11 protein-coding genes are annotated in these 13488 nt (G+C 59.1%); 4 read left to right on the top strand and 7 right to left on the bottom strand.

Annotated features, from left to right (window positions below):
• Positions 1-57 precede the first annotated feature (57 nt).
• Entirely contained in the window at positions 58-621 is a 564-nt protein-coding gene (locus tag BMZ17_RS03200; protein ID WP_093135600.1) for an N-acetylmuramoyl-L-alanine amidase, read from the top strand.
• A gap of 715 nt (positions 622-1336) precedes the next feature.
• On the opposite strand, the gene hflX is transcribed toward BMZ17_RS03200, so the two are convergent.
• From hflX to miaA, 3 genes are all read right to left on the bottom strand, one after another.
• A complete protein-coding gene (gene hflX / locus BMZ17_RS03195) occupies positions 1337-2695 on the bottom strand; it encodes a ribosome rescue GTPase HflX (protein WP_093138014.1) in 1359 nt (452 codons plus the stop codon).
• 138 nt (positions 2696-2833) lie between these two features.
• Positions 2834-3121 carry an RNA chaperone Hfq gene (hfq, locus tag BMZ17_RS03190; RefSeq protein ID WP_093135596.1) on the bottom strand — a complete coding sequence of 96 codons (288 nt, stop codon included), beginning with the start codon at positions 3119-3121 and terminating at the stop codon, positions 2834-2836.
• A 138-nt stretch (positions 3122-3259) separates the two neighbouring features.
• Entirely contained in the window at positions 3260-4213 is a 954-nt protein-coding gene (gene miaA / locus BMZ17_RS03185) for a tRNA (adenosine(37)-N6)-dimethylallyltransferase MiaA (RefSeq protein WP_093135592.1), read from the bottom strand.
• A gap of 155 nt (positions 4214-4368) precedes the next feature.
• Here miaA and BMZ17_RS03180 point away from each other — a divergent pair, with 155 nt between their 5' ends.
• The 3 genes from BMZ17_RS03180 to BMZ17_RS03170 all read left to right on the top strand — a co-directional run bounded on the left by BMZ17_RS03180 (position 4369) and on the right by BMZ17_RS03170 (position 7770).
• Complete coding sequence (locus BMZ17_RS03180; RefSeq protein WP_093135587.1) at positions 4369-6051, top strand: electron transfer flavoprotein-ubiquinone oxidoreductase; 1683 nt, start codon at positions 4369-4371, stop codon at positions 6049-6051.
• 266 nt (positions 6052-6317) lie between these two features.
• Complete coding sequence (locus BMZ17_RS03175; RefSeq protein ID WP_093138013.1) at positions 6318-7040, top strand: glycosyltransferase family 2 protein; 723 nt, start codon at positions 6318-6320, stop codon at positions 7038-7040.
• Positions 7041-7428: 388 nt separating this feature from the next.
• Positions 7429-7770, top strand: a complete 342-nt coding sequence (locus BMZ17_RS03170; protein WP_093135584.1) for a lipid-A-disaccharide synthase N-terminal domain-containing protein — start codon at positions 7429-7431, stop codon at positions 7768-7770.
• A gap of 670 nt (positions 7771-8440) precedes the next feature.
• Here BMZ17_RS03170 and BMZ17_RS03160 read toward each other — a convergent pair.
• The 4 genes from BMZ17_RS03160 to BMZ17_RS03145 all read right to left on the bottom strand — a co-directional run bounded on the left by BMZ17_RS03160 (position 8441) and on the right by BMZ17_RS03145 (position 13485).
• A complete protein-coding gene (locus BMZ17_RS03160) occupies positions 8441-9706 on the bottom strand; it encodes a TrbL/VirB6 family protein (protein ID WP_093135577.1) in 1266 nt (421 codons plus the stop codon).
• Between the two features lie 58 nt (positions 9707-9764).
• On the bottom strand, positions 9765-10574 hold the full coding sequence (locus tag BMZ17_RS20810; RefSeq protein ID WP_139202781.1) for a hypothetical protein: 810 nt from the start codon (positions 10572-10574) through the stop codon (positions 9765-9767).
• An 80-nt stretch (positions 10575-10654) separates the two neighbouring features.
• On the bottom strand, positions 10655-13102 hold the full coding sequence (locus BMZ17_RS03150; RefSeq protein WP_093135569.1) for a VirB4 family type IV secretion/conjugal transfer ATPase: 2448 nt from the start codon (positions 13100-13102) through the stop codon (positions 10655-10657).
• A 71-nt stretch (positions 13103-13173) separates the two neighbouring features.
• Entirely contained in the window at positions 13174-13485 is a 312-nt protein-coding gene (locus BMZ17_RS03145) for a VirB3 family type IV secretion system protein (RefSeq protein WP_093135565.1), read from the bottom strand.
• Positions 13486-13488: the final 3 nt, after the last annotated feature.

Genomic DNA, 13488 nt, shown 5'->3' with positions numbered 1-13488 from the left:
GTCCGGGGGCTGCGGCGGGCACCTCGCCCGGGATGGGCGCGTGTAGCATCTGCGGCCATGTCGCATGCCCTGCCGATCACCGTGGACCCGCTGCCCTACGAGGGCCTGCTCGACACCCGCCCACTGGCGCAGGTCGACCTGGTGGTCATCCACTGCACCGAACTGCCCGACCTGGCCATGGCCCGGCGTTTCGGCGAGGAAGTGCGCTACGCCTCGGGTACCGGCAACAGCGGCCATTGGTACATCGATCGCGATGGCGCGACCGAACAATGGATCGCCCCCACCCGCACCGCCCACCACGTGCGCGGCTACAACCCGCGCAGCGTCGGCATCGAGCTGGTCAATATCGGCCGCTATCCGCACTGGCTGCACGCGGATCACCAGGCGATGTCGGTGCCGTATCCCGACGTGCAACTCGACGCGCTGGTGGCGTTGTTGTCGCACTTGCAGAAGACGCTGCCGGCGTTGCGCTGGATTGCGGGGCATGAGGACCTGGATCGTGACCAGATCGCCGCCGACGATGATCCCTCGGTGCTGGTGTCGCGGAAGCGGGATCCGGGGCCGTTGTTTCCATGGGATGTGGTGCTGGCGCGGGTTGGGTTGGAGCGGTTGGTGCCGTGATTGGGCTGATGCTCGGCTGAGTGCTTTGGCCTGAGCTTTTTTCTTGCAGCACTAATCGCCGTTTCGTCCCCGCGATTTTGGAGATGCTCTAAAGCAGAGCTTTCACGCCGCTTCGCGGCGCGCCTTCCTTTTGTCTTGGCAAAAGGAAGCAAAACCGCCAGCGCCTGACACTCGCCGGGCCTTCGGCCCGGTCCCCTGTGCTCCTCGTCTGATCGGGCACGGCGCCCAAACTCGCTTCGCTCAAACAGGGCGCCTCTTCGGCCCGATCAGCCTGCGGTGCTCGGCTCGCTTTAAAGGCGCTGAAGATCAGGAGCAGAGCAACAGCAACAGCAAAAGCGGCACCACGCGCGGTGCTGCTCTTGCCTGCGCTTTCAGGTCTCCGTGAGGCACGGCGAAGGGGCGAGGCAAAGACCCGCAGGGCGACGTGCATGGATGCACGTCGTTTTTGGACGGGACAGGATGTCCCATCCAAAAATCCTTCGTCCCCGTAGCGGACCTGCGCGTAGCGCAGGCGTGCCGTCCGGAGTGTGTTGACCAGACATGCGTCTGTGGAAAAACGCTTCTTTGCGTAGCTTTCTTTGCACACGCAAAGAAAGTAGGTCGAGCGGCGAAGCCGCACGAAAGCCTTTGCTTCAAAAGAGAAAACGAACTCTTCGCAAACGCAGCGCTCGCAATCCAGGCCACGCGAGCGAAGAAGAAGAAAAGAGCGAAAGGCTTATGCCTCCCAATGCTCCACTTCCACCGCCGGCAGCAATACCCGCAGCGCATCCCCGCCCGGCTGCGACAGCAGCTTCTCCGCGTCGGTGCGGGCCATGTCCAAGGTCAGGCGCCAGCCGGCTTCGTCAGGCTCCTCCCCCCGCACGGCGTCCAGGTCGAACAGGCGCGCGCGCAGGCGGCCCGCGGTCGGCGGCAGCAGCACCTCGCCGCGAATGCGCTGCAGGCCTAGGCGCTGGGCCAGGGCTTCCTGCAACAGGTCCAGGCCGACGCCATCACGGGCGGAAATCCACACGCGCTCGCGCGCCAGGCCCAGCGTGCCCGGCACGGTGTCGCCGTCCAGGTCGCCTTCGGGCGCGTCGTGGCGCGGTTGCGCGCCTTCGATGCGGTCGATCTTGTTGAACACCAGCAGCTGCGGGATGTCGCCGGCGTCGATCTCGTTGAGGACCAGGTCCACCTGCGCCATGCGCTCCTCGCGCAGCGGATCGGCCGCGTCGACCACGTGCAGCAGCAGGTCGGCCTCGCGCGCTTCGGACAGGGTCGAGCGGAAGGCGGCCACCAGTTCATGCGGTAGGTCGCGCACGAAGCCCACCGTATCGGCCAGCACCACGCTGCCGCCGGCCAGGTTCACCCGGCGCACGGTGGGATCGAGCGTGGCGAACAGCTGGTCGGCCGCGTAGGCCTCGGCGCCGGTGATCGCGTTGAACAGAGTCGATTTGCCGGCATTGGTGTAGCCGACCAGCGCCACGCGCGGCAGCTCGCTGCGCACGCGGGCGCGGCGCATCTGGGTGTGCTGCACCTCGACTTTTTCCAGCCGCTTCTGCAGCTGGTCCACGCGCTTCTGCAGCAGGCGGCGGTCGGTTTCCAGCTGGGTTTCACCCGGGCCGCGCAGGCCGATCGAACCACCGCGCTGGCGCTCCAGGTGGGTCCAGCCGCGGACCAGGCGCGTGGCCATGTGCCGCAGCTGGGCCAGCTCGACCTGCAGCTTGCCTTCGTGGCTGCGGGCGCGCTGGGCGAAGATGTCCAGGATCAGCCCGGTGCGGTCCAGCACGCGGCGCTCCAGGGCTTTTTCCAGGTTGCGTTCCTGGCCCGGGGTCAGCGAATGGTTGACCAGAATCAGGTCGGCGCCAGTGGCATCGGCCGCGGCCTTGACCTCTTCCAGCTTGCCGCTGCCGATGAAGGTCGACGGGCTGGGCTTGTCGGTGCGCGCGGTGACCAGCGCGGCGATGGTCGCACCGGCCGAACGCGCCAGCTCGGTGAACTCCTCGGCGGCATCCTCATCGCCGGCCACGGCGGCGCTGCCCCCGCGGACGGGCTGGATCAGCAGGGCGTGTTCGCCCTTGCGGGAACGTTCAAACAGCTCGGTCGGCATTGTTCACGGCATCAACAAGGAGGCCCCCAGCATGGTGACGGGAGGCGCCTCATTCAACCGTTACGCCTGAACCGGCCGACGTGCGGCAGGCACTGGCGGCACCGGATGACCGGTGCCACGTGCGGTTTATTCGTCGTCTTCGACGTCGTCAGGGTCGGCATCGGCACCATCGGCGCCAGGCTGCACGTAACCACCGCCCGGCCCCACGCGCACGTTGCGCGCCGGCACCACGGTGGAAATGGCGTGCTTGTAGACCATCTGGCTGACGGTATTGCGCAACAGCACCACGAACTGGTCGAACGACTCGATCGTGCCCTGCAGCTTGATGCCGTTGACCAGATAGACCGAGACCGGCACCCGCTCGCGCCGCAACGCGTTCAGGAAAGGGTCCTGCAAGGACTGCCCCTTGGACATGCGAAAAACTCCCGCCCATTCTTTGATGGGACTGTTCTTTTCTTTTAATGGGCCGGCGCAGCTACCGCATCCCCGAACCGCAACCGGTGACCGGATATTACACAAGCCCCGCCGATTGACCAGCCACGCGGTCGCGTTTCAGCGACCGAGGAACAACGCCAGCGCGTCTTCCAGCCGATCCTGCTGCGTGGCCGGGTCGAACCAGCGCAGGTCGTGCCGTCCACGCAGCCAGGTGAGCTGACGTTTGGCCAGCTGGCGGGTCGCGGCGATGGCGCGTTCGCGGAACGTCGCCGCGTCGCATTGCCCATCGAGGAATTGCCAGGCCTGGCGATAACCGACCGCGCGCACCGCCGGCAGGTCCAGCGGCGCCGGCGCGACCTGCATCTGCGGCAACGCGCGCAAGTCACGCACTTCATCGAGGAAGCCCTGGCCCAGCATCGCGTCGAAGCGGCGCTCGATGCGTCCATGCAGCACGCCACGATCGGCCGGCGCCAGCACCAGCTTGAGCATCCGCACCGGCAAGGGCGCACCGGTGGGATCACGCTGCCAGGCGCTGATGGGCCGGCCGCTGAGGCGGAACACTTCCAGCGCCCGCTGGATGCGCTGCGGATCGGTCGGCTTGATCTTCGCCGCGGCCTGCGGATCAACCTGGGCCAGGTCGGCATGCAGCGCCGGCCAGCCGCGCACCGCGGCGTCGGCAGTGATGACCGCGCGCAGCTCCGGGCTGGCTTCGGGCATGTCGGCCAGGCCTTCGGTCAGCGCTTGGAAGTACAAGCCGGTGCCGCCGGCCAGGATCGGAATGCGCCCCCGCGCGACGATCGCCTCGACCGCCGCACGCGCATCGGCGGCAAACTCGGCCGCCGAGTAGGTCTGCCACGGGTCGCGCACATCGATCAGGTGATGCGGCACCTGCGCCAATTCCGCGCGCGTCGGCTTGGCCGCACCGATGTCCAGGTGCCGGTAGACCAGCGCCGAGTCGATGCTGACGATCTCCCCGCCCAGACGCTGCGCCCAGTCCAGCGCCAGCGCGGACTTGCCCGAGGCGGTGGGACCCAGCAGGGCGATGGCAGGCGGCAGCAGCAGGTTCGACATCGCGCCAGTGTGACCGCCGCCGCCGCGGGCGCCAATCCGCAGGCAACGTCCGCGCCCTGCCCGGCCGCCGCACTCGACCATCGCAGGACATGGCCCATACGGGTCCGTCCAGTATCATGGCCGCCCTTTTGCCACGCCCCATCGCGGAGCCAGCCATGACCCCGGACGCGCTGCTGACCCAATACGGCCCACGCGAATCGATGGAGTACGACGTCGTCGTCGTTGGAGCCGGCCCGGGCGGCTTGTCCACGGCCATCCGCCTGAAGCAGCTGGCCGCTGAAGCCGGCCGCGAGCTCTCGGTCTGCGTGCTGGAAAAGGGCTCCGAGCCCGGCGCGCACATCCTCTCCGGCGCAATCATGGATCCGCGCGCGTTGACCGAGCTGTTTCCGGACTGGAAGGAAAAGGGCGCGCCGCTCAAGCAGCCGGTGACCCGCGACGAATTCCTGTTCCTCAACGAAACCGGCGCCAAGTCGACCCCGGCGTTCTTCCTGCCCGAGTGCTTCGACAACCACGGCAACTACATCATCAGCCTGGGCGCGTTCACGCGCTGGCTCAGCGCGCAGGCCGAAGGCCTGGGCGTGGAGATCTTCCCCGGTTTTGCCGCGGCCGAGATCCTCTACACCGAGGCCGGCGCGGTGCGCGGCGTCGCCACCGGCAACATGGGGCTGGGCAAGGACGGCGAGCCGACAGCCGAGTTCCAGCTGGGCATGGAGTTGCACGCCAAGTACACGATCTTCGCCGAGGGCTCGCGTGGCCAGCTGGGCCGCCAGCTGATCAGCAAGTTTTCGCTGGATGCCGGCAAGGACCCGCAGGCCTATGGCCTGGGCATCAAGGAGCTGTGGCAGATCGATCCGGCCAAGCACGAGCCCGGCCTGGTCGTGCACACCGCCGGCTGGCCGCTGGAGGACGACACCTACGGCGGCTCGTTCCTGTATCACGCCGAGGACGGCAAGGTCGCCATCGGCCTGGTCGTGGGCCTGGATTACAAGAATCCGTGGCTGAGCCCGTTCGAGGAATTCCAGCGCTTCAAGACCCATCCGGCCATCCGCAAATACCTGGAAGGCGGCAAGCGCATCGGTTACGGCGCACGATCGATCACTGCCGGTGGCCTGCTGTCACTGCCCAAGCTGGTGTTTCCGGGCGGCGCGCTGGTCGGCTGCGAAGCCGGCACGCTCAACGCCAGCCGCATCAAGGGCAGCCACGCCGCGATCAAGACCGGCATGCTCGCGGCCGAAGCCGCGTTCGCTGCACTGGGCGAAGGCCGCAGTGGCGATGAACTGAGCGCGTACCCGGCCGCGTTCGAGGCCAGCTGGCTGCACGCCGAGCTGCAGCAGTCCAAGAACTTCAAACAGTGGTTCAAGAAGGGCCGCAGCCTGGCCACGCTGATGACCGGCATCGAACAGTGGCTGCTGCCCAAGCTGGGCGTGCGCAATGCGCCGTGGACCATCCACCGCACCCAGCCCGATCATGCCTGCCTGCAGCCGGCCGACCAGCAGCCGAAGATCGCCTATCCCAAGCCCGATGGCACGCTGACCTTCGACCGGTTGAGCTCGGTGTTCCTGTCCAGTACCAATCACGACGAGGACCAGCCGGCGCACCTGACGCTGAAGGATCCTTCGGTGCCGGTGGACATCAACCTGGCCACCTACGGCGGGCCGGAGGCGCGTTACTGCCCGGCCGGCGTCTACGAATTCGTGGGCGAAGGTACTGACACGCGCCTGCAGATCAACGCGCAGAACTGCGTGCACTGCAAAACCTGCGATATCAAGGACCCGACCCAGAACATCGTCTGGGTCGCGCCGCAGGGCGGTGGTGGGCCGAACTACGCGGGAATGTAAGGCCGGGGTCGCCGCGCTGCCGGAGGCGGCGGTGGGGCGATGTCAGCACGTAAGCAATCCGGCCTCGGTATCCAGGCTCGAGACGCCAAACGCTGAAGCTTCGTCCCTGCATCGCTACAGCCCCTAACCAAATTCCGACATCGACGCCCGCCTAATGCGGGCGTTTTTTTTCCTACTCCGCCCGGTGCCCCATCCACGCCGAGCGGCCGGTTCCACACCTAGCCGCCGCTCAACCATCGCGGCCGAAACATCGGATAATGCGCGCCATGCAGAACCCAGCCCTGTCCGTCGTCGTCCCGGTCTTCAACGAGCGCGACAACGTCGCCCCTCTGATTGCCGAGATCGTGGCCGCCCTGCGCGGCGTGGTGCCCTTCGAGATCGTCTATGTCGACGACCATTCGCGCGACGACACCCTCACCATCCTGCAGTCGCTCAAGGCCAGTACGCCGGAACTGCGCGTCCTGCAGCACGTCACCCAGAGCGGCCAGAGCACGGCGGTTCGCACCGGCGTGAAAGCGGCGCGCGGCGCCTGGATCGCCACCCTGGATGGCGACGGCCAGAACGACCCGGCCGACCTGCCCAAGCTGCTCACCGCACGCGACGCGGCCGATCCGCTGGTCAAACTGTTCGCCGGCTGGCGCGTGGATCGCAAGGACAGCGGCAGCAAGCGCTGGGCGTCCAAGTACGCCAACGCCATCCGTGCCCGCATGCTCCAGGACGACACACCCGACACCGGCTGCGGCACCAAGCTGTTCGAGCGCGAGGCCTTCCTCGACCTGCCCTACTTCGACCACATGCACCGCTACCTGCCCGCGCTCATGCAGCGCGCCGGCTGGAAGACCATCAGCGTCCCGGTCAACCACCGCCCGCGCAGCACCGGCGTATCCAAGTACAACAACCTGCAGCGCGCCCTGGTCGGCATCCGCGACCTGCGCGGCGTCGCCTGGCTGATCGTGCGCAGCAAGCGCACGGCGGTGCGGGAACTCTGAGCCGTAAGCATCATTAACGCTGGATTCGCGATCTTGCTCGCAGTCGAATCTGGCGCCCGCCGTTCGCGGCCCGCATGCGCAATTCTATTCACGCAATTCTGGCGCTTGCCGCTCCGGTCTGCGCCACTCCGACCTTCGAATCGGATCGAAAGATGGTCAGCACCCGACCATGGTTGAAGCGGGAAGCCGCTATATTCATGACGCGCGTGGATCTATAAGAACGCGCGATGCCATAGCGAGCACAATCCAGCCGCAGCGCGCAGTAAGGCATGGATGTAGAACATCAAACGAAGCGCCATTCACGCGGCGCAGCAGCAAGCGCCAAGTCAATCATCAGCGAGCAGACTCGCTACGCCCTCTACTCCACATCACCTAGACACCACGCCGAATGGATATTCCCTTCCTCGACCAACCCATCACTTGGCTGTTCTGGACCGGAGTCCACATCACCGGCTGGAAACTGATCGGCTACACCGGCGCTCTGATGTTCGGCGGCCGCTGGCTCGTCCAGTTCGTCGCCTCCAAGCGCGCCGGAAAACCCGTCATCCCGCGCCTATTCTGGTACATGAGCGTCATCGGCAGCCTCATGACCCTCAGCTATTTCGTCTTCTCAGCCAAACAGGACTCCGTCGGCGTCCTGCAAAACCTCTTCCCCGCCTTCACCGCCGTTTACAGTCTCTGGCTGGACATCAAACACCGCGGCTGGAAACGTGACCTCGCAGAGCACTGAGAGCAATTTCCAAGCAAATGCCTTTCTTTCAACTCCTAAACTTCGATAAAAACCCACCTACTCATTGACACCCCTTTTCTATAAACGCTTTATCGATCCATTCAACCAACGATGACGCACGCCTCAAAATTTAATAAATATGGGCTCAGAACAGGCACTATAAAAAACCTTACACTCGCGCGCTCCACTTTCGCTGCATCCGTCGATGACGAGAGCTGATGAGGCTTCCACAGAAGATGACGCCTGAGTTACCACGCGATAATCATCAGGCGCCCTAAAACCGCCCGCCATCGCAACGCAACGATTTTCGTACGGATATATTAATTTGCATCCAACACCACCCTCTCTTTTACAATTTTCTACCGCAATCTTCCCAGCTTCTCTTTTGGTGCGCTGCCCCGTAGTTGCACCCATTACATCATTGGTCGCATTAGCGATCGCTCCCCAAGTCTTAATCCAAGTCCCTGTAGGCTGCGAAGCTCTTGCAGGCAACTCATCGTTCCCTCCAGGAACACACCCCATGACGGCGCCAAAGGCTCTGGGTGTCTGACCAGTCGGACATCCACCCTCTGCAAATGCATGAGGACACCAGAGCACGAGGAATAAAAAATTAATTCGGAATAAAATTTTAATCATTTCAATATCTCATACGGCTTTTCCAGCTCAAATCTTACCTCCCTCCACCTGGGACTGAAGGACCAATTTTTCTTTCTGCCCCCTGATGAGCAGCTTGTTTTACTGAACTAACATCCTGAGAATAGCCTCTAGAATTTAGCGCCACGTGCGGCTGCTGGCCCTTACCTACATTACTATCGGGCATAGTCCCTTGTTTCGTAGGCGAAGCGTATGTCCCTGGCGGTTGCCCACCTGCACTCGGCGTAGAAGACTGCAGGGAATTAAACGCCGAATAGTGCATGAATTGCCCAAGCGTGCCTTGGAAAAAAGCAGCTGCCATCGGCGGCGCTGAGATTAACAGCGTTGTCATTACCAGCCCGAGCCCAGCAATCTGCAACGCGGATTCTCGCAGACCAAAGGGGGTGGCAGTTGCGCCACCAAGAATGCCAGACAACACCCCTCCCAGTCCGCCTAGATCAATGCCGCCACTACCTAAAGCATCCAATCCCTTTGATGCCAAGATTGGGAGCCAGATCGCGACTCCAACGGCGGCCATAAGACGCATGACGATTCCAGACATCACATAAAGAACCGCCAACGCAAACATCGTGCCTATTCCATACAACAACCAGCGTTGAAATAACGATTTAGTCTGATCAAAAAGCAAGCAAAGTATGAAAAGTGGCCCCAAGCCCGTGAACAAAGCCATCGCGACTTCATACAGTAATATCATCGCACCGCCAGTAAGTGCGGGGCCACTAGAACCCGCCAACACCATGACCTCTAAGAACATAGAGTTGTTTTCAACCTGACCGTTACCACCCGTTCTGTGTGATGACACTTGATCCATGGCGATCATCGCGAGTGATGCGATCTGCATATTTGTTTCTATGGATTCATAAACGGAGTCTCCGCCCTCGCCTACACCTTCATGATCCAATCCATGCAATTCGTCAGTAGACACCAATCCATAGATCGCCGATTCAAGACCTTGAGTGAGAGTATTATAAACCGCATTTGCCTGCAGCCCCCAGCCCGAGGCAATCCCAACGATCAAAACGGCCTTTAAGGAATCACCAACAACTTCCATTGCTGAACCGCGCATCCGGCCAGAAACAATCTTCCAACCCTGAAAGAAAACCCACACAGTTAATACGACCAAACCAATTTTGATCATCAAACCAGTCAAGTTTCGCAACAACTGAGCCTGAAATCCGTTAATTTCATCCCGCAAAAATTCGAAGACACTGGTAAAAAATGAACCAGCACCTATAATTTCAGAAATTACATCCAAGGCATCAGCACGAATAAAATCCATCATTTCACACCCCTGATTTCGCGCAAAAATTTGCCAGCGAATAAATCAAAATTCCCGTATCTTAATCCGACCACTTGCGCGCCAGTTTAAGCGCATTTTCTACGATCAACTTATTCCGCGCGACGGAGCTCGCATACGCGACGGCATAATCCTTAATCCCAGCCTTCTCGGCACCGTTAAGGTTAACTCTCTGTATGTCTGCCAACTGCGCATTACGCGCATCAAAGTAGCGTTGGTAGCTGGACGCAGTTAAATCCATGTTCATTCGATCAATTTGCAGCTGCGTTTGCAATGCCAACAACTGATTGGTGTTGGACTCAAGCGCACCCGCTTGCCGTTTAGAGGCATCTGCGTTTTTAGTGATATCTCTACGCTCGTCAATAATTTCTTTGAGCTGAGATTGTCGATCCTTGATTAAGGCCAGCATATCAAGTAAATAATTATAGAGACGATTCTGGTGCTCGACTATATCTTTGCATACCGATTGCTCGGTTGGATCTTCACCCGCTGCAGCAGATGTACTCGATGATTTTCCACATCGGACAGAGACAAACTCATCAACAGAGAAGCTATCCAACTTGCCATCCTGCGTACCGCTAGAACCGTTACCGTACTGGAGTGATTTCGATTTATATTTATCAACATCAAAAATAGCACCATTAAGATTGTGCTGATCATAAATCTTATCCAACCTGGAATTAACATCCTCTCTGAGATTTTTAATTGCCTCCTGAGTCTTATCGTCATCCACTTGCCAGTCCGCCATCGCAGGACTAGCTACAAATGACAGGCAAACACCGATCAATACCGGAACAAATACACCATGTCGAGCTTTAGGAGTCCGCTGAAACACAGAGAAATACTTATTCATTTACTTACCCCTGAAGCCTGATCGCATGGACCAAGGTGGCCAAACTTTCAAAAAATATCGTTCATCCCGGAGAGGCACTATCATCGCAAGGAATGCATCTTCTTGCCTTCTCGCCTGCCGGACCCTTTACGGCTTTCGTAAAACAGTGCCAACCAGTCCTCTGGCGGGAGCAAATTTTGGGGGACCCCAAGTTCGATTGAACGTTGCGCCAGAACTTGATGCATGATCTCAATATTGTCCGTAGAGGCCGAGATGACGGAAAGCGCGTCATCTAGACCACGCAAATTGAGCTGACAGACAACCGAGCCATGCCCTTGCTTCACCAAGAAGCATCGTGAGCGCTCGTCTAGGCTAACGACAACCTGATACTCGGCATCTGTCAGCTTGAGCCCATCAATGTAGTCCTCACGGCTCGCATTAGGATTTGGCAGCAAAATGAGCGTCGCCGTCTGTTCTATCAGGGCTGCCGAGATATCGCTTGCCAACGCGTCTTCCGGGCTTTGTGTTGCAAATATACCGAGCCCGTTCTGCTTGCGGATCGTCTTTTGCTTGTTCTTTGCGAACTCTTTCAACCCGCCCTTGCCGTCCAGAATCTTCCAAAATTCGTCCATGACGTAAATTAGAGGACGGCCGTCGATTAGCTCCTCCAGTCTATGCAGTAGATAGTTGATGACGGGTGCGCGAACCTCCGGATTCTCGATAATATCTGTGTAATCAAAACCGATGATGTTCGCCTTCTGAAGATCAATCGTATCGACGGGGTTATCGAAGACCCAGCCCAGCGAGTTGCCTGACGTCCATTTACGTATGCGCGCGTAAAGCCCGTCATCCCCCATATTTGGGAGGCTCTTCTGGAAGTTAGTCATCGTGCGCAAACGCAGAGGCGTATCGAGAATATTCTCAACCGCGCGAAATATGTCCTCTTCTTCTCGCGCCGTATAGGCAACTTTACCTGCAAGCACTTTGATTAAATCGGCGAGGAACTGGACATTGGCTTCACTTCTCTCGCACTGGAACGGATTGAAGCCAGTGGGCTGGCCATTCTCCAACGCCAGATAGTTTCCGCCGCAAGCCCGCACGAAAATCTCTGCGCCGCGATCCTTGTCAAAGAAAAAAATGGTCGGAGACGGCTTATACTTTTGCACTTGGCTAAGAAGAAAATTTATGAGTGCCGTTTTACCAGTACCTGACTTTCCGATCACCATTGTATTAGCGATCGCTTTCTCACCGAAAGAATTCTCGGCCGGATGCGTCGCATGGAAGTTAAAGTAATAAGGCTGACCGTTAGTGGTCTGCAGCGTTGTGATGCACTCGCCCCAAGGGTTATTCTCTTTCTTGCCCGTGGCAAAATTATGCAATGGCGAAAGCCCCAGGAAATTGAGAGAACTAATATTCGCTGGACGAGTGCGAAACTTCCAGTTGGCAGGCAACTGTGAATAGAACGACGCAGTCACCGCCAAGTCTTCCTTCGCCGAAACAAAGCCTGCGTTGGAGAGCTCAGCACGAGCAGTGGCGACATTTTGCTGCAACTTCGCCTGACTGTCGGCATATAACGCCATGACGAAATGATACTCACCAAGGACGAAGTTACCTGAAGACAGTTGATCCATTGCATGGTCGAGCTCGATGATTTGACTCACAGCTTTATCACCGGAAGAAATCATCATCCCTTTCGTGCGGTCTAGCACCTTGAGCGCATCATGACGCCCCATCGGGCTGAAAGAATGACTAATCACGTACTCAAAATCGAGATACTTCAGGCCGTTAAGAATCCCGGGAAACGTACCATCCGGATACTCCTTGACGTTCAGGATGGCACCGTAATGCTTTTCACCACTCGGGGTAGCAACGATGTAATCGCCGGTTTTCGAAGAAAACAAGTGCTTACTGACCGGCAGGTATTCATTAACCGAAGCACCTAAAACTGGCACGGGCTCTGTCACTCGATTAAGGATGTAGCCAAGAAACTCGAGCGCCTCCGAAAATACAATCCCGTTCCGCGCCTCATACATCCCGAGACGGTAGGGTGAATAGTCTTTTAAGACCGCCTCAACATTACCAGCGAGTTCAAGCACCTTTTCAACCGCCTGCTCTTCCATCGCGCGCAGGCGTCCGACATTGTCGGTTTTTTCTACAAAACTTTTACCCGCCACCACAGGTCGATACAGCAAGGTCAGATACATCTCATTGCGCATGACTTTCTGACTAGAAAGGCTTTCAAAATAGTCATCAGAAAGTTGCTGATTGAAGCGATGAACGAAATTACTTCCCTGCTTGATCGTGCCGCGACGACGCACGTCGTGCACCCAAAAAGCGACGTTTACAAAGTCAGGCGCGCGCAAGGTCTGCAGCATGCGATTGAACGTGTTGTGGCGATGTTCGAGTTCCCACTCTTCTCTTCCAACAAAAGGAAGCCCTCCCAAATGCCAGGTCAACATGTAGTCACCACCCGTCGTTTTCACGACCGATTGGGACACATGGCTTGAGTAAGGTACGAACTCACTCATTGGAGAATCTGGGTTAAACATGCGGCCGTCCTTAGGTCCTGCGTTGTCCTTGCCTGCACAGAGGATGCGGGCTCGATCTTATTAGATTGCGCCTAAATTTTCTCTGCTGGCTTCTTGCGATATGGGTTCGGCGAGAAAACCCAGAGGCCGTCGTTATCCCGAACATTTCTGGTGCGCATACGGAACTGCAGCCTCAATCCGAGCAATCGAAAGATCATCTCGTCCCGCTTTGCCATCTGACGCATCACAAAAATCACGACCGGCAATGCAAGCAACCAAAACAAATTTCCGCTGTACATGGCGAAAAGGAGCGTGCCGCCTGCCCCGATAAAGAACGGAACATACGGCACGCCCATGAACATCGCCGGCCGCGTACAACCGCGGAACATGATGTTCTTATTCATAGT

The sequence above is a fragment of the Pseudoxanthomonas sp. GM95 genome (genome assembly GCF_900109775.1).
Lineage (GTDB): Bacteria > Pseudomonadota > Gammaproteobacteria > Xanthomonadales > Xanthomonadaceae > Pseudoxanthomonas_A.
The sequence above is the reverse complement of the archived record's forward strand: the minus strand, read 5'-3'. Positions and strand labels throughout refer to the sequence as shown.

What these genes read in the sequence shown, in the direction of transcription:
- BMZ17_RS03200 (WP_093135600.1), top strand. Translation starts at nt 58, where the DNA reads ATGTCGCATGCCCTGCCGATCACCGTGGACCCGCTGCCCTACGAGGGC.
- hfq (WP_093135596.1), bottom strand. Translation starts at nt 3,121, where the DNA reads ATGTCCAAGGGGCAGTCCTTGCAGGACCCTTTCCTGAACGCGTTGCGG.
- miaA (WP_093135592.1), bottom strand. Translation starts at nt 4,213, where the DNA reads ATGTCGAACCTGCTGCTGCCGCCTGCCATCGCCCTGCTGGGTCCCACC.
- BMZ17_RS03180 (WP_093135587.1), top strand. Translation starts at nt 4,369, where the DNA reads ATGACCCCGGACGCGCTGCTGACCCAATACGGCCCACGCGAATCGATG.
- BMZ17_RS03175 (WP_093138013.1), top strand. Translation starts at nt 6,318, where the DNA reads ATGCAGAACCCAGCCCTGTCCGTCGTCGTCCCGGTCTTCAACGAGCGC.
- BMZ17_RS03170 (WP_093135584.1), top strand. Translation starts at nt 7,429, where the DNA reads ATGGATATTCCCTTCCTCGACCAACCCATCACTTGGCTGTTCTGGACC.
- BMZ17_RS03160 (WP_093135577.1), bottom strand. Translation starts at nt 9,706, where the DNA reads ATGATGGATTTTATTCGTGCTGATGCCTTGGATGTAATTTCTGAAATT.
- BMZ17_RS20810 (WP_139202781.1), bottom strand. Translation starts at nt 10,574, where the DNA reads ATGAATAAGTATTTCTCTGTGTTTCAGCGGACTCCTAAAGCTCGACAT.
- BMZ17_RS03150 (WP_093135569.1), bottom strand. Translation starts at nt 13,102, where the DNA reads ATGTTTAACCCAGATTCTCCAATGAGTGAGTTCGTACCTTACTCAAGC.
- BMZ17_RS03145 (WP_093135565.1), bottom strand. Translation starts at nt 13,485, where the DNA reads ATGAATAAGAACATCATGTTCCGCGGTTGTACGCGGCCGGCGATGTTC.